This is a genomic window from Geodermatophilus sp. SYSU D01045 (assembly GCF_054050295.1).
In genome coordinates this window covers 139024-160849 of sequence record NZ_JBJGZB010000011.1, presented here as the reverse complement: position 1 = coordinate 160849, position 21826 = coordinate 139024, and the positions used below count along the sequence as shown (strand labels likewise).

Annotated in this window: 19 protein-coding genes and 1 pseudogene; 3 read left to right on the top strand and 17 right to left on the bottom strand. The window is 75.4% G+C overall.

The window, feature by feature from the left end:
• Nucleotides 1-219: 219 nt before the first annotated feature.
• From ACI798_RS11345 to ACI798_RS11300, 10 genes are all read right to left on the bottom strand, one after another.
• Nucleotides 220-1656, bottom strand: coding sequence for a DEAD/DEAH box helicase (locus tag ACI798_RS11345; protein WP_456939981.1), 1437 nt, complete (start codon nt 1654-1656; stop codon nt 220-222).
• Nucleotides 1657-1890: 234 nt separating this feature from the next.
• Nucleotides 1891-2967 carry an adenosine deaminase gene (locus ACI798_RS11340; RefSeq protein WP_456939982.1) on the bottom strand — a complete coding sequence of 359 codons (1077 nt, stop codon included), beginning with the start codon at nt 2965-2967 and terminating at the stop codon, nt 1891-1893.
• A gap of 9 nt (nt 2968-2976) precedes the next feature.
• The gene (locus ACI798_RS11335) at nt 2977-3804 is read right to left on the bottom strand and encodes an ABC transporter permease (RefSeq protein WP_456939983.1); all 828 of its coding nucleotides are present in this window, start codon (nt 3802-3804) and stop codon (nt 2977-2979) included.
• Complete coding sequence (locus ACI798_RS11330) at nt 3801-4709, bottom strand: ABC transporter ATP-binding protein (RefSeq protein ID WP_456939984.1); 909 nt, start codon at nt 4707-4709, stop codon at nt 3801-3803. The genes ACI798_RS11335 and ACI798_RS11330 overlap by 4 nt, the downstream gene beginning before the upstream one ends.
• Before the next feature lie 105 nt (nt 4710-4814).
• Entirely contained in the window at nt 4815-6095 is a 1281-nt protein-coding gene (locus ACI798_RS11325) for a thymidine phosphorylase (protein ID WP_456939985.1), read from the bottom strand.
• Entirely contained in the window at nt 6095-6511 is a 417-nt protein-coding gene (locus tag ACI798_RS11320) for a cytidine deaminase (protein ID WP_457047951.1), read from the bottom strand. Before ACI798_RS11320 ends, ACI798_RS11325 begins: the two co-directional genes overlap by 1 nt.
• Nucleotides 6512-7789 carry an ABC transporter permease gene (locus ACI798_RS11315; protein ID WP_456939987.1) on the bottom strand — a complete coding sequence of 426 codons (1278 nt, stop codon included), beginning with the start codon at nt 7787-7789 and terminating at the stop codon, nt 6512-6514.
• Nucleotides 7786-8997, bottom strand: a complete 1212-nt coding sequence (locus ACI798_RS11310; protein WP_456939988.1) for an ABC transporter permease — start codon at nt 8995-8997, stop codon at nt 7786-7788. Before ACI798_RS11310 ends, ACI798_RS11315 begins: the two co-directional genes overlap by 4 nt.
• Nucleotides 8994-10559 (bottom strand): ABC transporter ATP-binding protein, encoded by a 1566-nt coding sequence (locus tag ACI798_RS11305; RefSeq protein ID WP_457047950.1) that lies wholly within the window; start codon nt 10557-10559, stop codon nt 8994-8996. The genes ACI798_RS11310 and ACI798_RS11305 overlap by 4 nt, the downstream gene beginning before the upstream one ends.
• Before the next feature lie 235 nt (nt 10560-10794).
• Entirely contained in the window at nt 10795-11859 is a 1065-nt protein-coding gene (locus ACI798_RS11300) for a BMP family lipoprotein (RefSeq protein ID WP_456939990.1), read from the bottom strand.
• Nucleotides 11860-12106: 247 nt separating this feature from the next.
• On the opposite strand from ACI798_RS11300, the gene ACI798_RS11295 reads away from it, so the two are divergent.
• The gene (locus ACI798_RS11295) at nt 12107-13429 is read left to right on the top strand and encodes a D-alanyl-D-alanine carboxypeptidase family protein (protein WP_457047949.1); all 1323 of its coding nucleotides are present in this window, start codon (nt 12107-12109) and stop codon (nt 13427-13429) included.
• 34 nt (nt 13430-13463) lie between these two features.
• Here ACI798_RS11295 and ACI798_RS11290 read toward each other — a convergent pair.
• The 4 genes and pseudogenes from ACI798_RS11290 to hisC all read right to left on the bottom strand — a co-directional run.
• A pseudogene (locus tag ACI798_RS11290) lies at nt 13464-14150 on the bottom strand (YihY/virulence factor BrkB family protein); the annotation flags it as partial.
• A 222-nt stretch (nt 14151-14372) separates the two neighbouring features.
• Nucleotides 14373-14942 carry a 2'-5' RNA ligase family protein gene (locus tag ACI798_RS11285; protein WP_456939992.1) on the bottom strand — a complete coding sequence of 190 codons (570 nt, stop codon included), beginning with the start codon at nt 14940-14942 and terminating at the stop codon, nt 14373-14375.
• Entirely contained in the window at nt 14939-15958 is a 1020-nt protein-coding gene (gene trpS / locus ACI798_RS11280) for a tryptophan--tRNA ligase (protein ID WP_456939993.1), read from the bottom strand. The genes ACI798_RS11285 and trpS overlap by 4 nt, the downstream gene beginning before the upstream one ends.
• 15 nt (nt 15959-15973) lie before the next feature.
• A complete protein-coding gene (hisC, locus tag ACI798_RS11275; RefSeq protein WP_457047948.1) occupies nt 15974-17113 on the bottom strand; it encodes a histidinol-phosphate transaminase in 1140 nt (379 codons plus the stop codon).
• 58 nt (nt 17114-17171) lie between these two features.
• Here hisC and galE point away from each other — a divergent pair, with 58 nt between their 5' ends.
• Nucleotides 17172-18128: a UDP-glucose 4-epimerase GalE gene (gene galE, locus ACI798_RS11270; RefSeq protein WP_456939995.1), complete on the top strand. Its 957-nt coding sequence runs from the start codon at nt 17172-17174 to the stop codon at nt 18126-18128.
• A gap of 7 nt (nt 18129-18135) precedes the next feature.
• Here galE and ACI798_RS11265 read toward each other — a convergent pair whose 3' ends face one another.
• Together ACI798_RS11265 and ACI798_RS11260 are read right to left on the bottom strand one after the other, a co-directional pair.
• The gene (locus ACI798_RS11265) at nt 18136-19455 is read right to left on the bottom strand and encodes a hemolysin family protein (protein WP_457047947.1); all 1320 of its coding nucleotides are present in this window, start codon (nt 19453-19455) and stop codon (nt 18136-18138) included.
• Nucleotides 19456-19653: 198 nt separating this feature from the next.
• Nucleotides 19654-20400: a hypothetical protein gene (locus tag ACI798_RS11260; protein ID WP_457047946.1), complete on the bottom strand. Its 747-nt coding sequence runs from the start codon at nt 20398-20400 to the stop codon at nt 19654-19656.
• Between ACI798_RS11260 and ACI798_RS11255 the strand changes: the two genes are divergently transcribed.
• The gene (locus ACI798_RS11255; RefSeq protein WP_456939998.1) at nt 20384-20740 is read left to right on the top strand and encodes a CAP domain-containing protein; all 357 of its coding nucleotides are present in this window, start codon (nt 20384-20386) and stop codon (nt 20738-20740) included. The genes ACI798_RS11260 and ACI798_RS11255 overlap by 17 nt on opposite strands.
• 56 nt (nt 20741-20796) lie before the next feature.
• Here the strand turns inward: ACI798_RS11255 and ACI798_RS11250 are convergent, their stop codons facing one another.
• Nucleotides 20797-21633 carry an endonuclease domain-containing protein gene (locus ACI798_RS11250; protein ID WP_457047945.1) on the bottom strand — a complete coding sequence of 279 codons (837 nt, stop codon included), beginning with the start codon at nt 21631-21633 and terminating at the stop codon, nt 20797-20799.
• Between the last annotated feature and the right edge of the window lie 193 nt (nt 21634-21826).

Genomic DNA, 21826 nt, shown 5'->3' with positions numbered 1-21826 from the left:
CCCCCCCCCCCCCCCCCCCCCCCCCCCCCCCCCCCCCCCCCCCCCCCCCCCCCCCCCCCCCCCCCCCCCCCCCCCCCCCCCCCCCCCCCCCCCCCCCCCCCCCCACGACTGCGCGCGGGACCACCTCCCGGCCGTCCCCGCCGGCACGGGCGACCCCGCACACGGCGGCGGCCGGCCCCGGGAGTCCCGGGACCGGCCGCCGTCGTCAGGAGTACGCCGTCAGTGCGTGGGCGCCGAGCGGTCGGGACGGCCGCCGCGGTGGCCCTCGCCGGGGCCGCGGTACCGGTCGCGGTCGCCGGAGGGCCGGCGCGGACGGTCGTCGCGACGGCCGCCGTCGCCGTAGGAGCGGCGCGGCCGGTCGCCGTCGCGGCGCGGACGCCGGCCGCCGGGGCCGCCGTGCGGACGGCGCGACTCGCGGGCCGGCCGCTCGACCGGCTCCACCGGCACGCCGCTGGCGACGAGCTCGGCGATCGGGGCGTCGCCCGGCCGGAGGCGGCTGACCTGCGGGTCCACCTTCGCCTGCCGGAACCGCCGCTTGGCCTGGCCGACCTGGTCGGGCAGCAGCAGGGAGACCACGACGCCGGCGGCGCCGGCGCGGGCGGTGCGGCCCGAGCGGTGCAGGTAGGTCTTGTGGTCGGCCGGCGGGTCGTAGTGCAGGACCAGCGAGACGTCGTCGACGTGGATGCCGCGGGCGGCGACGTCGGTGGCCACCAGCACGGGGCTGCGGGCGTCGGTGAACGCCTCCAGCGCCCGGCGGCGGGCCGACTGCGGCAGCCCGCCGTGGATCGCCTCGGCCTTGATGCCGACCGCCTGCAGGTTCTCGGTGAGCCGGTCGACGCCGAGCTGGGTGCGGGCGAACACGATCGTGCGGCCCGGCCGCGCGGCCAGCTCCTGGGTCACCGGCACCTTGTCGCGGAAGGCGACGCTGTAGGCCAGGTGCTCGGCCGGCGGGGCGTCGTCGCCGGGGCGCTTGACCTCGTGCCGCGCGGGGTCGGTCAGGTAGCGGCGGACCAGCGTGTCCACCTCGCCGTCCAGCGTGGCCGAGAACAGCAGCCGCTGGGCGTCGGGGCGGGTCTGGTCGAGCAGCTCCTGCACGACGGGCAGGAAGCCGAGGTCGGACATGAAGTCGGCCTCGTCCACGACGCTGACCTCGACGTCGGCGAGGGTGACCTCGCGCTGGCCGATCAGGTCCTGCAGCCGGCCGGGGGTGGCGACGACGACGTCGACGCCGCGGCGCAGCTGCGAGATCTGGCGGCCCATCGAGGCGCCGCCGTAGACGGTGGCGAACTGGGTGCCGACGGCCTGGCCGAGCGGGGCCAGGTTGTCGGAGACCTGCTGGGCCAGCTCGCGCGTGGGCACGAGCACCAGCGCCCGGGGGGCGCGCGGGCCGCGGCGGGCGGTGAGGCCCATGCGGGCGAGCATCGGCAGGCCGAAGGCCAGGGTCTTGCCGGACCCGGTGGCCGCCTTGCCCAGCACGTCGCGCCCGGCGAGGGCGTCGGGCAGGACGGAGGCCTGGATGGCGAACGGAGCGCGGATGTCGCGCCGCTCGAGGGCGGTCACCAGCTGCTGGGGCAGGCCCAGCTGGGCGAACGTGGGGCCCGCCGGGGCGGGGGTGTCGGGAGTGCTCTGGACGTCGACGGTGTCGGACGTGGTCATGCGGGGGTGGGGACTCCGATACAGCTCGGGCGCGTCCCGTGGTGGTGCGCGGGCGCCACCCCTGCGACGGGGCCAGGCGTCCTCACTGGCGACCGCGGGCGTCGACGACGCGGCGATCTGCACGGATGCGCTCATGCCCGGACGGACCGTCCGGGAGGATGTCCGGCGAGTGCCGGCACACCCACGGTAACAGCGCCGCCCGGTCCGCCCTTCCGCACCGGGCGGTGGCCGTGATCACCCGCGGAGGGCGGCGTACCCCGGGCGGACGACGTCGTCGAGCAGCCGGGCCCGCTCGGCGTCGTCGGTGAACGCCGCGGCCAGCGCCCGCTCGGTGACCGTCTGGAGGTCGTCCCAGCCCCAGCCGTGGGCGGCGGCGACGTCGGTCAGCTCGCCGGTCACCGAGACACCGCTCATCAGCCGGTTGTCGGTGTTCACCGTGACCGCGAAGCCCAGCCGGTGCAGCCGGCCCACCGGGTGCCGCTCGAGCGAGGGGTAGGCGCCGGTCTGCACGTTCGACGACGGCGCGACCTCCAGCGGCACCTGCTCGTCGAGCACCCGCCGCGCCAGCGGGCCGAGCGGGCCCTCGATCGGCACCTCGTCGGCGATCCGCACGCCGTGGCCGAGCCGCTCGGCGCGGGCGCCGTCCAGCGCGGCCCGGATGCTGTCGACACCGGCCGCCTCGCCGGCGTGGACGGTGCGGTGCGCACCGGCGCGGTCGAGCAGCGCGATCGCCCCGGGGATCCGGTCCGGCGGGAAGCCGATCTCCGGCCCGGCCAGGTCGAACCCGACGACGCCGGCGTCCCGGTACCGGACGACGAGGCCGGCGACCTCCTCCCACCGGTCCTCCTGCCGCATGGCGCACAGCAGCGCGCCCACGGTGATCGGCGTCCCCGCCGCGGCCGCCTCGGCGCTGCCCGCGGCGAACCCGTCGAGGATCGCCTCCACGGCCTCCTCGATCGGGGTGCCGCCCGCGGTCACCAGCTCCGGCGCCATGCGGACCTCGGCGTACACGACGCCGTCGGCGGCGAGGTCGAGGGCGCACTCGCGGGCCACCCGGTGCACCGCCTCGGGCCGCTGCATCACCCCGACGGTGTGCGCGAACGTCTCCAGGTACCGCACCAGCGAGCCGGAGTCGGCGGCCTCGCGGAACCAGGTCCCCAGCGACTCCGCGTCGCGGGCGGGCAGGGCGCGGTAGCCCGCCTCGTCGGCGAGCTCGAGCACCGTCTGCGGACGCAGCCCGCCGTCGAGGTGGTCGTGCAGGAGGACCTTGGGCGCGCGGCGGACCGAGTCGGCGTCGAGTGGTGCGGGCACCGCCCGACGCTATCTCGTGCCGCGCTCCTGCCAGCGGAAGGTCAGGACGCACAGCGCCAGGCCGGCCGCGCACCACACGCCCAGCACCAGCGCCACCCGCCCGAGCTCCCACGACCCGGCCGGCTCCTGCGCGGCCAGGAAGTCCGGCAGGAACACCGACCGCAGGCCCTGGGCCATCCACTTGAGCGGGAACAGCGCGGCGACCGTCTGCATCCACGTCGGCACCTGGCTGAACTGGAAGAACACCCCGGAGATGAACTGCAGCACCAGCGCGATCGGGGTGACCATCGCCGAGGCCGAGCGGCCGTTCTTGGCCAGGCTGGAGACGGCGATGCCCAAGAGCGTGCACGCCGACGACCCGAGCGCGGTCACCCACAGGAAGGTGATCCAGTCGCTGCCCGACGGCAGCGCGACACCGTAGGCCAGCCGCCCGACCGCCAGCAGGATCAGCACGATCAGCACGGTGACCGCGAGGACCTGCACCACCTTGCCGACGAAGTAGGCGCTCTTCGGCATCGGGGTGCCCGACAGGTGCTTCAGCGTCCCGTCGGAGCGCTCGGTGGCGATGCTGATCGCCATGTTCTGCAGGCTCGCCCCGAGGATGCCCGCGGCGATGATCCCGGCCATGAAGTACTGGGTGAAGGTGACGCCGCCACCGAGGTCGTAGTCGAGGACCGCCCCGAAGACGACCAGCAGGATCACCGGGAACGCGAGGGTGAACACCACCGACTCGCGCTGCCGGAAGAACTCCTTGAGCTCCACCCCGGCGCGGGAGCGGTAGACGGCGGGCAGCGACGGCAGTGCCGTCCGGCCCTGGGCGACGGTTCCGGCGCTCACGCGCGGGCCTCCCCGATCATCTGCAGGTACACGTCCTCGAGGGTCGGGCGGGCCACCGCCAGGTCGGGCACCTCGCCGGGGAAGCGCGCGGCCAGCGCGGAGACGAACGCCGTCGGGGTCGCGGTGGCCTCGCTGCGCCGGACACCGTCCTCGGTCCAGCTGACCACCGCCGGCGCGTGCCCCCGGCCGCCCAGCTCCGACGGGACGGCGACCTCGGCCAGCCGCCCGCGCGCGATGACGCCGACCCGGTCGGCCAGCGCCTCGGCCTCGTCCAGGTAGTGGGTGGTGAGCAGCATCGTGGTGCCGAGGTCGCGCAGCGAGCGGATCAGCGACCAGAACTGCCGCCGCGCCTCGGGGTCGAAGCCGGTGGTCGGCTCGTCGAGGAACAGCAGCGCGGGACGGCCGACGATGCCGAGCGCGACGTCGAGCCGGCGGCGCTGGCCGCCCGACAGCGAGCGGCCGCGGGCGCGGGCCTTCTCGGTCAGCCCGACCAGCTCGAGGACCTCGTCGGGGTCGCGCGGGTCGGGGTAGTAGGACGCCTGCGCGCGCAGCAGCTCGCGGCAGGTCAGCTGGCTGTCCCCGGCGCCGGACTGCAGCACGATGCCCAGCTGCGCCTTCCACCGCCGCCCGCCCGAGGCCGGGTCGGTGCCGAGCACCCGCACCTCGCCGCCGTCGCGGTCGCGGAAGCCCTCGCAGATCTCGACCGTCGTCGTCTTGCCGGCGCCGTTGGGGCCGAGCAGGGCGAAGATCTCGCCGCGCCGGATGTCGAGGTCCAGGCCGTCGACGGCGGTGGCGCCGCCGTAGCGCTTCACCAGCCCGCGGACGGAGATCGCCGCGTCCGGGTCGAGGGGCTCCCCGGCGCGCGGGGCGGCGGCGGAGGTCGGTTCCGCGGACGTGCTGGTCACGAGGGTCCAGTGTGCTCCCCGGTTGCGGACCCGCGCCGACCGCCCCGGCCGCCGTGCACGCCCGCGGATCTGCACGGTGCGGATCCGCGGGCGTGCACGGGCCGGCTAGGCGGAGATGCGGTCGATCAGCAGGGGCAGCGGCTCGTCGCCGGTGTCGACGCCGACCGCGCCCTCCAGCGCCTCCAGCGCCCGCGGGATGCGCGCGGCGTCGTCGGTGTGCAGCTCGAGCAGCGGCTGGCCCTCGGTGACCCGCTCCCCCACCGTCGCCGTCCAGGTGACGCCGGCGGCGGCCGAGACCGGGTCCTCCTTGCGGGCGCGGCCGGCGCCCAACCGCCAGGCGGCGACGCCCAGCGCGTAGGCGTCCAGGCGGGTGAGCGTCCCGGTGGCCGGGGCGGTCACCACGTGCTTCTCCGCCGGCCGCGGCAGCGGCGCGTCGGGGTCGCCGCCCTGCGCCGCGATCATCCGCCGCCACACGTCCATCGCCCGGCCGTCGCGCAGCGCGTCGGCGGGGTCGACGTCGGGCCGCCCGGCACCGGTGAGCATCTCCCGCGCCAGGGCCAGGGTGAGCTCGACGACGTCGGCCGGGCCGCCGCCGGCGAGGACCTCCACCGACTCGGCGACCTCGACGGCGTTGCCCGCGGCACGACCCAGCGGCCGGTCCATCGCGGTCACCAGCGCCACGGTGTTCACCCCGGCCGCCTCGCCGAGGCCGACCATCGTGCGGGCCAGCTCGCGGGAGGACTCGGGGTCCTTCATGAACGCCCCCGAGCCGGTCTTGACGTCGAGCACCAGCGCGTCGGCGCCCTCGGCGATCTTCTTGCTCATGATCGAGCTGGCGATCAGCGGGATCGACTCGACCGTCGCGGTCACGTCGCGCAGCGCGTAGAGCTTCTTGTCCGCCGGCGCGAGGTCGTGCCCGGCGGCGCAGATGACCGCGCCCACCTCGGCGAGCTGCCGGAGGTAGGCCTCCTCGTGCACGTCGGCCCGCCAGCCGGGGATCGACTCGAGCTTGTCCAGCGTGCCGCCGGTGTGGCCCAGGCCCCGGCCCGACAGCTGCGGCACGGCCACCCCGCAGGCGGCGACCAGCGGCGCGAGCGGCAGGGTGGTCTTGTCGCCGACCCCGCCGGTGGAGTGCTTGTCCGCCGTCGGCCGGCCCAGCGAGGACAGGTCCTTGCGCTCACCGGAGTCGATCATCGCCTGCGTCCACACCGACAGCTCGTCGGCGGACATGCCCCGGAAGAACACCGCCATGAGCAGCGCGCTCATCTGCTCGTCGGGGATCGTGCCGTCGGTGTAGGCGCCGATCACCCAGCGGATCTGCTCGTCGGTGAGCCGGCCGCCGTCGCGCTTGGCGCGCAGCACGTCGATGGCGTCGAACGCGGCCATCAGCCCTGCCCCCGCTCCGCCGCGGCGACCAGGTCGTCGGGGCCGAAGGCGTCGGGCAGCACCTCGCGCATCGGCACGATGCCCAGCGACACCGTCTCGATGAGCATCTCGGCGCCGCCGTGCTCCCACAGCAGCTGCCGGCAGCGGCCGCACGGCATGAGCGGCTGCCCGTCCCCGCCGACGCAGGCCACCGCGACCAGCCGGCCGCCGCCGGTGCGGGCGAGGTCGCTGACCATCCCGCACTCGGCGCACAGGCCCAGGCCGTAGCTGGCGTTCTCGACGTTGCAGCCGGTGACCACCCGGCCGTCGTCGACCAGCCCGGCCACGCCCACGGGGAACCGCGAGTACGGCGCGTAGGCGTGCGTCATGGCCTCCCGGGCCGCGCCGCGCAGCGCGTCCCAGTCGACGTCCCCCATCTAGTTCTCCCCCCTCCGGTAGACCAGCCCGTCGGCCTTGGGCATCCGCAGCCGTTGGGACGCCAGCGACAGGACCAGCAGGGTGGTCAGGTGCGGGGTGAAGAAGACGATCCCCTCGGGCAGCCGGTCGATGGTCAGGAACCCGACCAGCGAGGCGACGGCGAAGACCCCGGCGATGCCGGCGACCAGCCACTTCCCGCGCCGGGCCTGCACGACCGCCAGGACGGCGAGGAGGACGGCGATGAGCAGCAGCAGGGCCACCACCGCGGTCTGGCTGCGCAGCTGCAGGGCGTCGGCGAACCCGAACAGGCCCGCCCCGGCCGCCAGCCCGCCGGGCCGCCAGTTGCCGAAGATCAGGGCGGCCAGGCCGATGAAGCCGCGGCCACCGGTCTGCCCCTCGCGGTAGATGCCCGCCACGAACACCAGGAAGACGCCACCCAGGCCGGCCAGCGCACCGGAGACGACCACGGCGAGGTACTTCAGCCGGTAGACCGGCACGCCCAGGGAGTCCGCGGCGGCCGGGTTCTCGCCGCACGAGCGCAGCCGCAGGCCGAAGGCCGTCCGCCACAGCAGCAGGTAGGAGGCCGGCACCAGCAGCACGGCGAGCAGGGTCAGCAGGCCCACGCCGCTGGTCAGCCCGCGCAGCAGGCCCGCCGCGTCGCTGACCAGGAACCAGTGCTGCCGTTCCAGGTCCCCGAGCAGGTCCGGTCCCGAGGACAGCACCGGCAGCGAGAAGGACGGCGGGTCACCGGCCAGGGACGGCGACTGCGTCGGGCCGCCGCCGGTCTCCTCGTTGAACAGCAGCTCGGACAGGAAGCGGACCACGCCCTCGGCGAGGATGTTGATCGCGACGCCGGAGACCACGTGGTCGACGCCGAACGTCACCGTGGCGATCGCGTGCAGCAGGCCGCCGGCCGCGCCGAAGACCACGCCGCCGATGACCGCGCCGGCCCAGCCCCACTGGTAGCCGGCCCAGCCCGCGCCCCAGGTGCCGAGGATCATCATCCCCTCGAGGCCGATGTTCACCACGCCCGCGCGCTCGGACCACAGCCCGCCCAGCGCCGCCAGTCCGATGGGGACGGCGAGCAGCAGCGCGGCCCGGAGCGTCGAGGACGAGGTGAGCTCCTGCTCGCCCGAGATCACCCGGACCAGCGAGAACAGCAGCCACAGGCCCACGAGCACCCACAGCACCCGCCGCGCCCGGCCACCGCCGGTCAGCAGGTCGGTCAGCGGGCCGCGGCTGGGCTGACCGGTACTGGTCGTCGCCGTGGTGCTCATGCTCGTGCTCCCTGCTGGTCCCCGGGCGCACCGGCGCGGACCTGCTGCCCGCCGTCCGGGGCGGGCGGCGGTGGCGTCGCGCCGTCCCCGCCGCCACCCGGTGCCGGACCGGCCGACGCGCCGGCCCGCTCGGCCGAGCGCAGCGCCAGCCGCCGCGCGATCTCGTTGGCGATGACGACGGCGAGCACGATCGTGCCCTGGATGATCGTGACGACCGAGGACGGGATGTCGGCGAACTGCAGGGGCAGTGCCGCCCGGTCGAGGAAGGCGAACAGCAGCGCGGCCAGCGCGATGCCCACCGGCGTGCTGCGGCCCAGCAGGGCGACGGCGATGCCGAGGAAGCCGAGGCCGGCGGTGAACTCGGTGCCGTAGTCGTACTGCGAACCGAGCAGGTCGGGCAGGCCGATCAGGCCGGCGATCGCGCCGGAGATCAGCATGGTCTTCACGACCATGCGCCGGGCGTCGACGCCGCTGGCGGTGGCCGCGGAGGGCGACAGGCCGGTGGCGCGCAGGTCGAACCCGAAGCGGGTGCGCTTGATCAGCACGGCGACCACGACCCCGACCACGATCGCGACCAGCAGGAAGCCGTAGAGACCGCTGCGCGGCGCGGCCAGGCCCAGCCCGGTGAGCAGCCCGTTGAGGCTCGGGAAGCGGCCGGACTCGGGGATCTCCGAGGTCGTGATGATCGAGGCACCCGGCGGGCTGCCCCGCAGCGGGCCGGTGAGCAGGAACGACGCCAGGCCCAGCGCGACGAAGTTCAGCATGATCGAGCTGATGACCTCGCTGACGCCGCGGGTCACCTTGAGCACGCCGACGATGCCGGCCCACAGCGCCCCGACCACCATCGCGACGACCACGACGAGCAGCACGTGCAGCGGGCCGGGCAGCACGACGGCCGCGCCGACCGCGGCGGCCAGGATGGTGGCCAGCCGGTACTGGCCCTCGACGCCGATGTTGAACAGGCCCATCCGGAACGCGACCGCGACGGCCAGCCCGGCGAGGAACAGCGGCACCGCCCGGTTGAGGATCACGACGATCGACTGCACCTGCTGCGACGGCGTGGTGCCGAGGTCGACCATCACCTGGAACGCCTCGAGCGGGTTCTGCCCGATGAGGGCGATGACCACCGCGGAGATGACCAGGGCGACCAGGACGGCGAGCACCGGGCCGAGCAGGGAGAGCCCCACCCGGCGGAGGAGGCCGTTCACGCCGCGCCCGCCGTGCGCGCGCCGGTCATGTGCCCGCCGAGCTCCTCGGGGGTCACCCGCCGCGGGTCGAGGGTGGCCACCAGCCGGCCGCGGAGCATGACGTGCAGCGTGTCCGACAGGCCGATGAGCTCGTCGAGGTCGGCGGAGATGAGCACGATCCCCAGTCCCTCCGCGCGGGCGTCCTTGAGCAGCTCCCAGATCACCGCCTGGGCGCCGACGTCGACGCCGCGGGTCGGGTGGGCGGCGATGAGCAGCCGCGGCGCGGCGCTCATCTCGCGCCCCACGATCAGCTTCTGCTGGTTGCCGCCGGAGAGGGCGACGGCCAGCGTGTCCGGACCGGGCGCGCGCACGTCGTACTCCCGCATGATCCGTGCGGTGTCGGCGCGGGCGCCGCGGCGGTCGATGAAGAACCCCTTCACGGCCGGCGGGCGGGTCTGGTGGCCGAGGATCCGGTTCTCCCAGAGCGGCGCGTCCAGCAGCATGCCCTGCCGGTGCCGGTCCTCGGGGATGAAGCCGACGCCGGCCTCCCGGCGGGCGCGGGTGCTCCAGCCCGTGACGTCCTCCGTCCCGAGGACGATCGACCCGGCGGCCGGCGTGCGCAGCCCCATGATCGCGTCGACGAGCTCGGCCTGGCCGTTGCCCTCGACGCCGGCGATGCCGACGACCTCGCCCTCCCGCACGGTGAGCGTGACGTCGTCCACCACGGGGCGGTGCCCCACGTCGCTGACCGTGACGCCGGTCAGCCGCAGCACGGGGGTCTCGCGGACGGTGGACTCGCGGGTCTCCGGGGTGGGCAGCTCGGCACCGACCATCATCTCGGCCAGCTGCTTGGCCGTCGTCGTCCTCGGGTCGGCCCGGCCGACCGTGGTGCCGCGCCGGATGACGGTGATCGAGTCGGCGACCCGGCGCACCTCGTCGAGCTTGTGCGAGATGAAGATGACCGTCAGGCCCTCGCGCTTGAGCTCGGCGAGGTTGGCGAACAGCTCGTCGACCTCCTGCGGCACGAGCACGGCGGTCGGCTCGTCGAGGATCAGGGTCCGCGCGTTGCGGTAGAGGACCTTGGCGATCTCGACGCGCTGCCGGTCGCCGACGCCGAGGTCCTCGACCAGCGCGTCGGGCCGCAGCCCGAGGGAGTAGCGGTCGGAGATGCCGGTGATGCGGCGGCGCGCCTCGGCGAGGTCCAGCCGGCCGCGCCGGGTGGGCTCGCTGCCGAGGACGACGTTCTCCAGGACGGTGAAGTTGTCGGCCAGCATGAAGTGCTGGTGGACCATGCCGATGCCCGCCGCGATGGCGTCGGCCGGGCTGCGGAAGGTCACCTCGCGGCCGTCGACGAGGACCTGGCCCTCGTCGGGGCGGTGCTCGCCGTAGAGGGTCTTCATCAGCGTCGACTTGCCGGCGCCGTTCTCGCCCACGATGGCGTGCACCTCGCCGCGGCGGACCCGCAGCTCGATGTCCCGGTTCGCCACCACGCCGGGGAAGCGCTTGGTGATCCCGCGCAGCTCGACGGCGAGGGGGCCCTCGCCCGCCGCCGGACTGTCTGCTGGCGAGTCCGCTGGTGCCATGCCGGCATCTCCTCGCTGTGGCCCGCCGGTGGGCGGGAGGTCACTTCGGACGGCGCCGGCGCGCGGGATCAGCCGCTGCGCCGGGCTTCGGGCCCGGGGGCCGGTGCGTATGGTGCCCTACTCCGCGGGCTCCGTCCGAGCCCGGGGCGACCCCGGCGCACCGCGGGCCCGGGCGTTTCCCGCCCGGGCCCGCGTCGCAGGGTGGATCAGTCGTGCGGGCAGGCCCGCACGAGGGTCACTCGATCGTCGTCGGGACCGTGATGGTGCCGTCGATGATCTGCTGCGCGTAGCCGTCGATGTCCTGCTGGATGTCGTCGATGTAGCCGCCCGACGTGGACAGGCCGACACCCTCGCCCTCCAGGTCGTAGCGGACGTCGGAGGCGCCCTCGACGGTGCCCTCGGCGAAGTCGTTGACGAACTGCTCCACCGCGTTGTCGACCCGCTTGAGCATCGAGGTCATGATCACGGCCTGCAGCGCCGGGTCGTCGACCGTCTGGTACTGGTCGGAGTCGACGCCGATGGCGCGCTTGCCGGAGGTGGCGGCGGCCTGGAAGACGCCGACGCCCGAGCCACCGGCCGCGTGGTAGACGATGTCGGCCCCGGCGTCGTACATGCCCTGGGCGACGATCTGGCCGCGGGCCGGGTCGTTGAAGCCGGTGAAGTCACCGGCCGGCGAGATGTACTGCCGGTCGATGATGATCTGCGGGTTGACCGCCTGGGCGCCGGCCACGTAGCCGGCCTCGAACTTCTCGATCAGCGGGCTCTCCACGCCGCCGACGAAGCCGATGTGGCCGCTCTCGCTCTTCAGCGCGGCGGCGACGCCGGCCAGGAAGGAGCCCTGCTCCTCGGCGAAGACGAGCCCGGTGACGTTGTCGCCCTTGGCGCCGTCCTCGTTGCTCCCGTCGACCTGCGCGAACGTGGTGTCGGGGAACTGCGGCGCGACCTCGGCGATGACGTCGTCGTAGTTGAAGCCGACGGCGACGACCGGGTTGAAGCCCTGCTCGGCCAGCTGGGTGAGCAGCTCGGCGCGGTTGGAGGCGTCGTCGTTGGGGCTGAGCTCCTGCAGCTCGCCGTCGAGGGCCTCGACGGCCGCCGACAGACCGGCGTAGGCGGAGTCGTTGAACGACCGGTCACCGCGGCCACCGGTGTCGTAGGCGAGGCCGACGCGCAGCTCCTCGGTGGCGGTGCCGCCGCCCCCGCCGCCGCCACCGGAGGCGGGCTCGTCACTCGCGCAGGCCGCCAGGGCCATGCTGCCGGCCAGCAGCAGCGCTGCGGCCTTCATCTTCCGCGCTCGGCGCAAGACGATCTCCTCTCTGGAGGGAGCTGCCCGCGAAGGACGCGGAGGGCGCTCCCGTGGGTCCTGGTCGCGGCCGCCCGCGGGCGGCCGCCCGGACGTGGACGACCCCGGCACGCTAACCGCGCTCTCCGGGCGGGCCGCCATCCCTGCGGCGGACCGAGACGGGATCGTTGTGAAGCGGCCCGCATCCGTGGCCCCCGCCACTGCGCGGGGTCACCGGAACGGGCCCCGCCGGGGCTAGCGTCCCCCCGTGCGGCGACGACGAGGTGCGCTCGCGGCGGTCCTGGCCGCGCTGGCCGTGCTGCTCGGGGGCACCACGGCGGCGGCCGCCCCGGACCCCGCGCGGCCCACCGTCGACCTCGCCGCCCCGACCCCGACCGCGCCGCCGCCCGGCGGCCCGCCGCAGGGCGAGGGCCCCGGCGGGGTCACCGTCGGCGGGGAGGGCCTGGACACCCGCGGCACGGTCGTCGTCGAAGGCGCGCCGCCGCTGCCGGCCGACGTCGTCGCGGCCGGGTGGCTGGTCGCCGACACCGGCACCGGCGACGTCCTGGCCGCCCGCGACCCGCACGGCCGCTACTACCCGGCGAGCACGCTCAAGACGCTGACGCTGCTCACCCTGGCGCACCGGCTGGACCCGGCGGCGGTGGTCGACGGCACCGTCGAGGACGAGGCGATGGAGGGCAGCAAGGTCGGGATCGTGGCCGGCGGCCACTACCCGGTCGGGCTGCTGTTCCAGGCGCTGGTGATGCAGTCGGGCAACGACGCGGCCAACGCGCTGGCCCGGGCGTTCGGCGGGACGGCGGCCACCGTCGACGCGATGAACGCCACCGCCCTGGAGATGGGCGCCTTCGACACGGTCGCGGGCACGCCGTCGGGCCTCGACGTCACCGGGCAGTCCTCCTCGCCCTACGACCTCGCGCTGTTCTTCCGGGCCCTGGTCGCCGACCCGGTCACCGCCGGGATCCTCCTGACGCCCACCGCGCAGATGCCCCCGGTCGAGGGCCGCTCGCCCGGCTACCAGATCCAGAACCAGAACCCGCTGGCCGGCTACCCGGGGAACCTGGGCGGCAAGACCGGCTTCACCGACGCCGCCCGGCACACCTTCGTCACGGCCGCCGAGCGCGACGGGCGGCGGCTGGTGGTCAGCGTCATGGGCACCGAGAACGTGCCGCGGCGCGCCGCCGACCAGGCCGCGCTGCTGCTCGACTGGGGCTTCACCGTGCCGCCGTCGCTGGGCGGGGTCGGCACGCTGGTCGACTCCGCGGCCGACGTCGTCCCTCCCGAGCCGACGACGACCGCCGCCCCCTCCGCCGCCGGGCCGGCCGAGGTCGCCGCCGGCCCGGCCGAGCCGGCTCCTCCCGCGGACGACGGCCCGCCCGTGCTGGGCGCGCTGGCGCTCGGCGCGGCGGCGGTCGCGGTGGTGACCGCGACCCTCATCGGCCGGCGGCGGGCGGTGCGCCGGGCTCCGCCGGGACCGGCGGGTCGGCAGGGTCCCCCGGGTCGGCGCGACCCTCGGGGTCCGCAGGGGCCGCCCGCTCCAGGGCCGGGAGGCTCGCCGTCCACGCCGCGGTGAAGAACGCGAAGCGGGCCACGAGGTTGATCCAGACGAGGATGCCGACGGCGCCGCCGAACGCCGACGAGGTGACGCTGCCGGAGATCAGCGACAGGTAGAGGCTGCCGGCCAGCTTCATCAGCTCGAACCCGGCCGCACCGAAGACCGCGCCGGGCAGCAGCAGCCGCAGCGGGTGCGACGTCGAGGGCACCACCCGCAGCAGCCACAGGAACACCAGCACGTCGCCGGTGAAGGCGAGCACGATGCCGAGCACGCTGCTGACGACGCCCCAGCCGGGCGCGTCCTCGACCCCGAAGACCGTCAGCACGCCGTTGGTGGCCTGGGTGGCGAAGCCGGTCAGCCCGATGCTGGCCAGGCCGGCCGCGCCGAGGGCGACCAGCGCGACGAGGTCGGCGAGGTTGTCCCGCCAGAACTCCGGCTCGTCGGCGTCGCCCTTCCAGATCCGCTCCATGCCGATGCGCAGCTTGTCCATCGCGCGCAGGCCGGCGTAGAGGAACCCGGCGACCCCGATCAGGCCGGTGAGGCCGGCCGCGCTGACGGCCGAGCGCAGCTCACGGACGATCTGCTCCCCGGTGGAGCCGGGGAACGTCTCGCGGATGGCGTCGTAGAGCTCCTGCTGCAGCAACGCGTCCCCGGAGAGGACCAGCGCGATGACCGACGCGACCAGCAGCAGGACCGGGAACAGCCCGAGGAACACGAAGTAGGTGACGCCGGCGGCCATGAGGTCGCCCTGGGTGCGGGTGTAGCGCCCCCCGGCGCGCGCCAGGTGGTCGAACCAGGGCCGGCGGCGGCGCTGCGCGTCGACGACGGCGGTGATCCGGGAGCCCAGGCCGGCGATGCGGGACCAGGGCGCGCGGACGACGTCGGCGGCGCGCGGCCGTCCGTCCCGGGGGGCACCCACCGGTCCGAGTCTGGTCCCCGGAGGCGGGTGCCGCGCGCGGGCCTAGAGCGGCGGGCCGGTGAGCGGGTACTCGCGGGCGACCGCCCAGGTGCCCTCGGGCGTCTGCTCGAACTCGGTGAACGCGGTGACGCGGAACTCCGCGGAGAGGTCGCCGAGGCCGCTGTAGGCCAGCTCGAGCATGTCGCGCGGGACGTCGTGGGCCACGGTCACGTGCGGGTGGTACGGGTAGGACAGCGACCGGGACAGGGGGCCGGACCGGACGTCGGTGGCCAGCAGCTCGCAGTTGCCGATGCCGCGGGCGACGGCGACGAACACCACCTCGGAGACCGGCGTGAACGTGCCGGTGCCCGACAGGTGCATGTCGAAGGGTGGGTGGGCCGCGGCGACGCGGACCAGGTGCTCGGTGATGGCCGCGCGGTCGGCGCAGGGCACCTCGGTGGGCGGCAGGAGGGTGACGTGCGGCGGCACGAAGCCCGCCTGCGGGTCGCCCACCTTGGCGCGCCAGTCGGTCAGCAGCTGCGCCCACGGCTCGGGGATCGGCACCAGGACCCCGACGACGGCGGTCTCCGGCGGCGCGTTCCGGCCGCGCGGGACGAAGGTGTCGTCGTTCACGACCCCGCCACCGGCGCGAGGAAGCCGACCCGCTCGTAGACCGTGCGGACGGTCTCCGCGGCCACCTCGCGCGCCCGGGCGGCACCGGCGGCCAGCAGCCGCTCGAGCTCGGCGCGGTCGTCGAGCAGCGCGTTCGTGCGGTCGCGGACCGGCGTCACGAACTCGGCGACGACCTCGGCGAGCTCCTTCTTGAGGTCCCCGTAGCCGCGGCCGGCGAAGCGCTCCTCCAGCTCCGCGACCGGGGTGCCCGACAGCGCGCTGTGGATGGTCAGCAGGTTGGTGACCCCCGGCTTGCCCACCGGGTCGGCCACGACCTCCCGGCCGGTGTCGGTGACCGCCGAGCGGATCTTCTTCGCCGTCACCTTCGGGTCGTCGAGCAGGAACACACAGCCGGCCGGCGGCAGGCTCTTGCTCATCTTCTTGTCCGGCGACTGCAGGTCCATGATCCGCGCGCCGCCGGCCGGGATGAGGGTCTCCGGCAGCGTGAAGGTCTCGCCGAAGCGGCCGTTGAAGCGGGTGGCCAGGTCCCGGGTCAGCTCCAGGTGCTGGCGCTGGTCCTCCCCCACCGGCACCTGGTCGGCCTGGTAGACGAGGATGTCGGCGGCCTGGAGCACCGGGTAGGTGAACAGCCCGACCGAGGCCGAGGCGGTGCCCTCCCGCTGGCTCTTGTCCTTGAACTGCGTCATCCGGCCGGCCTCGCCGAAGCCGGTGAGGCACTCGAGCACCCACGACAGCTGCAGGTGCTCGGGCACGTGGCTCTGCACGAACAGCGTGCTGCGCTCCGGGTCGACGCCGAGGGCCAGCAGCTGGGCGGCCGAGACCAGGGTGTTCCGGCGCAGCTCCGCGGGGTCCTGCGGCAGCGTGATCGCGTGCAGGTCGACGACGCAGTAGAAGGCCTCGGTCGTCTCCTGCAGCGCGACCCACTGGCGGAGCGCACCGAGGTGGTTGCCGAGGTGGAAGGAGCCCGCCGTCGGCTGGATGCCGGACAGGACACGGGGAAGAGGCACGACGGCCATCAAACCAGCCGGGCGCTAGGCGACCGGCGCGCCGGGGCGCACCGTGTCGGGGTCGGCGGCGGCGAGCACGTCGTCGAGCGCGGCGAGGAACAGGTCGTCCTCCTCGGGCGTGCCGACGGTCACCCGGATCCCCTCGCCGGCGAACGGCCGGGTGATGACGCCACGCGCCTCCAGCGCCGCGGCGGTCGCGGCGGAGGACTCCCCCAGCGGCAGCCACACGAAGTTGGCCTGGCTGTCGGGGACCTGCAGGCCGCGCCCGCGCAGGGCGGCGGTGAGCCGGTCGCGCTCGGCGACGACGGCGGCGACGCGGCTGCGGACCTCGTCCTCGCTGCCGAGCGCGGCGACGGCGGCGGCCTGGGCGAGCACCGAGACGCTGAACGGCACGTGCGTGCGGCGGACGGCGTCGGCGACGGCGGGGTCCTCCGCGACCAGGTAGCCGACCCGCAGTCCGGCCAGGCCCCAGGCCTTGGAGAAGGTGCGCAGCACCGCGACGTTCGGCCGCCCGCGCACGAGCTCGAGGCCGTCGGGGACCTCGGGGTCGGTGACGAACTCGCGGTAGGCCTCGTCGAGCACGACCAGCACCGTCCCGGGCACCCGGTCGAGGAAGCGCTCGAGCTCCGCCCGCCGGACCGCCGTGCCGGTGGGGTTGTTGGGGTTGCACACGAACAGCAGCCGGGTGTCGTCGTCCACCGCGGCGGCCAGCGCGTCGAGGTCGTGGGTGTCGGGGGCGCCGCCGGGGACCGAGGGCACCAGCGGCACCTGGAGGCTGCGCGCGCCGGCGACCTGCGCCAGCAGCGGGTACATCTCGAACGAGCGCCAGGCGAAGGCGATCGCCGTCCCGGGGTCGTTGAAGGACTGTGCGAGCTGCTGGCAGAGCATGACCGCGCCGCAGCCGGGGACCACCTGCGCCGAGTCGACGCCGTAGCGCTCCGCCAGCGCGGCGGTGAGGACGACGGCCCCGTTGTCGGGGTAGCGGTAGGTCTCCCCCGCCGTCTCCGCCAGCGCCCGGACGACGGCCGGCAGCGGCGGGAAGGGCACCTCGTTGCTGGCCAGCTTCACGGCGCGGTCGACGCCGAGCTCCCGCGCCAGATCGGCCGGGTTGCGGCCGGGCTTGTAGGCCGGCAGCGCCTGGACGGCCGGACGGACAGTGACCACGGGGCTCGACCTCCGCGCCCGCCCGGTGCTCCCGGGCGACGACTCCTAGGGTGGCCCCATGCGCGTTCTCGTCGCCGGTGGGGCCGGCTACATCGGCAGCGTAGTCACCGCCGCCCTCCTGCAGGGCGGCCACGAGGTCACCGTGCTCGACGACCTGTCGACCGGGCACGCCGACGCGGTGCCCGAGGGCGCCCGGTTCGTGCAGGCCACGCTGCAGGACTCGGCGCCGGTGCTGGCCGAGGTGCGGCCGGAGGCGGTGCTGCACTTCGCCGCGAAGAGCCTGGTCGGCGAGTCGCAGGTCAAGCCGGAGATCTACTGGGAGCACAACGTCGGCGGGTCGCTGGCGCTGCTCGAGGCGATGCGGGCGGCCGACTGCCGGCGGATCGTGTTCTCCTCCACCGCCGCCACCTACGGCGAGCCCGAGCAGGTGCCGATCCGCGAGGACGCGCAGACGAAGCCGACCAACACCTACGGCGCCACGAAGCTCGCCGTCGACGCGATGCTGACCTCGTACGCGACCGCCCACGACTTCGCCGCGGTGAGCCTGCGGTACTTCAACGTGGCCGGCGCCGCGTACGGCCTGGGCGAGCGGCACACCACCGAGACCCACCTCATCCCGATCGCGCTGCAGGTGGCGGCCGGGAAGCGCGAGGCGATGACCGTCTACGGCGAGGACTACCCGACGCCGGACGGCACCTGCATCCGCGACTACATCCACGTCTCCGACCTCGCCGACGCGCACCTGCTCGCGCTGACCGCCCCGGAGCCGGGCGAGCACCGGATCTACAACCTGGGCAACGGCACCGGGTTCTCCGTGCAGCAGGTGGTCGACGCCGTCCGCGAGGTCACCGGCCACCCGGTGCCGGTGCAGGTGGGCGACCGGCGGGCCGGCGACCCGGCGCAGCTGGTGGCCTCCAGCGACCGCATCCGCGCGGACCTGGGCTGGACGCCGCGGCACACGGACCTGACCGGCATCGTGCGCGACGCGTGGGAGGTCGCGCAGAAGCGCGGCTGACCGGGTCTCAGCCGGCCGGGGTGTCCTCCCCGGCCGGCGCGACGTCGGGCGCCCGGGTGACCGACAGCCGGGCGATCCGCCGCCCGTCGAGCTCGAGGACGGTGAGCGTGCGGTCCTCGACCTCGACGGCGTCACCGACGTCCGGCAGCCGGCCGAGCTCGGCCAGCACGTACCCGGCGACCGTCTCGTACGGGCCCTCGGGCAGCCGCAGGCCGGTGACCTGCGCGAAGTCGTCGAGGTTGAGCAGCCCGTCGACGTCGTGCGGCCCGCCGGGCTCCTCGCCGTCCTCGGCGGTGACCTCCTCGTCGTACTCGTCGTAGATCTCCCCGATGACCTCCTCGATGAGGTCCTCGAGCGTGACGATCCCGTCGGTGCCGCCGTACTCGTCGACGACGATCGCCAGGTGCTGGTTCTCCCGGCGCATCTCCGACAGCGCCGTCAGCACGCCCGCGGTGCCGGGTAGCCGCTTCACCTCGCGGGCGAGGTCGCCCACGGTCGCCGCGCGCCCGGCGGGGTGCGTGGGCAGCAGCAGGTCCCGGACGTGCACGAAGCCGACGACGTCGTCCTGGTCGCGGCCGGTGACCGGGTAGCGCGACCAGCCGGACTCGGCGACCTGCCGGGCGGCGCGGCTGACCGTCGTCGACGCGTCCAGGAACTCGACCTCGGTGCGCGGGGTCATGACCTCGCGCACCTCGCGGTCGCCGGCGCGGAAGACCTCGTCGATGAGCCGCCGCTCGTCGCTGGACAGCGACTCGTGCGCGGCGACGAGGTCCCGCAGCTCCTCCTGGCTGATCGCCTCGCCGCTGGCCTTCGGGTCGCCGCCGAGCAGCCGGACCAGCACGTTCGTCGACGCCGACAGCAGCCAGATGACCGGGCGGGAGAGCCGGGCGATGGTGTTGAGCGGCCGGGCGACGAGCAGCGAGAAGCCCTCGGCGCGCTGCAGCGCGAGCCGCTTGGGGGTCAGCTCCCCCACGACCAGCGACACGTAGCTGATGGCGACGGTGACCAGCACGAGGGCCAGCGGGTCGGCGACGCGCTCCCCGAGGCCGCGGCGGACCAGCCAGTCGCTGAAGGGCTCGGCCAGGGTGCTGGCGCCGAAGGCGGCGGACAGGAAGCCGGCGAGGGTGACGCCGACCTGGACGGCGGCGAGGAACCGGTTGGGGTCGCCGAGCAGCCGGGCCAGCGCGCGGCCGCGGCGGCCCCGCTCGGACAGCACCCGGACCTGGGCCTCGCGCAGGGACACCAGGGCGATCTCCGCGCCGGCGAACACGCCGCCGATCAGCACGAAGACGACGACCATGACGATGTCGAGCCAGACGTCGCTCACCGGCGGCGTGCTCCTCGCGTCTCGGGGTGGTGGTCCGTCCATGCTGCCCGGAGGGGGACCCGGAGCCCACCGCGCCTCCCGGAGACGTCCCCCACGACTCGTGATGTGACGTCGGTCACGTCACCCTCCCGGGTGACCTCCGGCTACGGCTACTCTCCACGAAGTCACAGAAAGCGACTTGTCGACTTCAAGAGGTAATCACCCCGTGCGCCACCGGTCTTCCCCGCCGTCCGCCCGCCACGCCGCGCCGGTGGCACCCCAGCGCCCGCCACGGCGCCGCGGCCGCGCCCGCCGCCTGCTGCCGGTCCTGCTGGTCGTCCTTGTCGTGGGCGGCACCGCGCTGCTCGTGCCGCTGATGGCCGCCGGCCGGGGCGCGCTGTCGGCGGCGGAATCCGCGGCGACCTCCGCGGCGGACGCCGTGGAGGACGGCGGGGAGGGCCGCGCCGAGCGCACCGGCGTCGTCACGATGGGCGTCGACGGAGCCCCGACCACCGCACCGGGGACGACGCCCGGCGCGCCGGGCTCGTCGGCTGCGGGCTCGTCGGCTCCGGGCTCGTCGGCTGCGGGCTCCTCCGCCCCGGGCTCCTCCGCCCCGGGCTCCTCGGCTGCGGGCTCCTCCGCTCCGGGGACCTCGTCATCGGCGGGGCGCCCGACCGCCGCCGGCTCGTCGTCGTCCTCGTCGTCGTCCTCGTCGTCCTCGGCGTCCTCGTCCTCGGCGGTGCCCGGGTCGTCGGCCCCGGCGCCGGGTGGGTCCTCGTCCGCGGGGTCCTCGTCGGCCGGCTCGTCGTCGGCCGGCTCGTCGTCGGCCGACTCGTCGTCCGCGTCGGCGGCGGCGCCGGACACGCGGACGCCGACCCCGTCGTCGGAGCCCGCGCCGGCGCCGGTGGCGCGGGCCGCCGCCCCGGCCGACCCCTCCGCGGAGGCCGCGGTGCTGGCCCTGGTCAACCAGGAGCGCGCCGCCGCGGGGTGTGCGCCCGTGGTCGCGGACGCGGCGCTGGCCGCCGTCGCCCGGGCGCACAGCGCGGACATGCGCGACCGCGGCTACTTCTCGCACGACACCCCCGAGGGGCTCGACCCCTTCGACCGGGCCCGGGCCGCGGGCGTCGGCTACGCGCGGGCGGAGAACATCGCCCAGGGGCAGCCCGACCCGGCCGCGGTGATGGCGGCGTGGATGGACAGCCCGGGCCACCGGGCGAACGTCCTCAACTGCTCGCTGACGAAGCTGGGCGTGGGCGTGGCCGAGGGCTCCGGCGGCCCCTGGTGGACCCAGCTCTTCGGCGCCTGAGCGCTCAGGACGACGGACACACGCCGGGCGCCCCCTCGCCGGGACCGAGGGGGCGCTCAGCGTGTGTTCGTCCCGGCCAGCCGCCGGGCCCGGAGCGCGTGCACCCGCGCCACGAGCAGGTCCGGTCGTCGGAGGTCGTCGACGGTCACGTGCAGGACGATCCACCCCGCGGCGTTGAGGCGGTTGAGCCGGCGGCGGTCGTCGAGGAACGTCCGGCGCTCGGCGTGCCACAGCCCGTCGTACTCGACGGCCAGTCGCAGCTCCGGGTACGCGAAGTCGACCCGCGCGACGAACCCGGCGTCGTCGAAGACGCGGTGCTGGGCCACCGGCGGCACGCCGGCCCGGTGCAGGAGGAGTCGCAGGCGGGTCTCCTGCGGTGACTCGGCCAGGCCGTCCGCGAGCTGTGCGACCAGCCGGGCCTGCGCACTCCCCCGGCATACGGGGAGCGCCGCCGCGGCCACGCGGACGCCCTCCAGGTCCGCCACGCCCGCCCGCACCAGGCGGTCCAGCAGGACGACCGCCTCGTCCCGGTCGCCGAAGCGGGCGAGGTCGACCGCGGTGTCCACGCGTGGGAGACAGTGCCACGCCCCGCGCTGCACCAGTCGCTGCCCGACGAGCAGGCTGCGCACCCGGACCCCGGCACCGGCGTTCCACCGCCGGTCACCGGGCAGCACGACCTCGACCGGGTCGTCGGGACCGGCGACGTCGGGCACGCCCCACAGGACGGCGGCACTGCGACCGCAGAAGCCCGCGCCCGCGGGCAGCGTCAGCCCGATCGCGCTGACCAGCAGCCGGTGGGTGACGGGGAGCGAGGCGTCCGCGTACACGTCCCGCCTGAGCCGGACCCAGGCGGAGCTCCGCAGCTGCTTGGGCGTCAGGAACCCCTGCCGCACGACGGCACTGCCACGGAACACACGCCCTCGCAGATGGGGCGGACGCGAGGGCGGGGTGGGCACGAGCCGACCCTGCCGGTCCCGGGACCCGCGGACCGGCTGTCCACAGGCCGAGAACACGCCAGTGGCCCCCTCGGACGTGCCGAGGGGGCCACTGGCGTGTTCTCGTCGCCTCAGCGGGCGACGCCGGAGC

Bases quoted from the DNA above. Each gene is read 5' to 3' on its own strand.
- ACI798_RS11345 (WP_456939981.1), bottom strand. From the start codon at position 1,656: ATGACCACGTCCGACACCGTCGACGTCCAGAGCACTCCCGACACCCCC.
- ACI798_RS11325 (WP_456939985.1), bottom strand. From the start codon at position 6,095: ATGGCCGCGTTCGACGCCATCGACGTGCTGCGCGCCAAGCGCGACGGC.
- ACI798_RS11320 (WP_457047951.1), bottom strand. From the start codon at position 6,511: ATGGGGGACGTCGACTGGGACGCGCTGCGCGGCGCGGCCCGGGAGGCC.
- ACI798_RS11315 (WP_456939987.1), bottom strand. From the start codon at position 7,789: ATGAGCACCACGGCGACGACCAGTACCGGTCAGCCCAGCCGCGGCCCG.
- ACI798_RS11305 (WP_457047950.1), bottom strand. From the start codon at position 10,559: ATGGCACCAGCGGACTCGCCAGCAGACAGTCCGGCGGCGGGCGAGGGC.
- trpS (WP_456939993.1), bottom strand. From the start codon at position 15,958: ATGGCCGTCGTGCCTCTTCCCCGTGTCCTGTCCGGCATCCAGCCGACG.
- galE (WP_456939995.1), top strand. From the start codon at position 17,172: ATGCGCGTTCTCGTCGCCGGTGGGGCCGGCTACATCGGCAGCGTAGTC.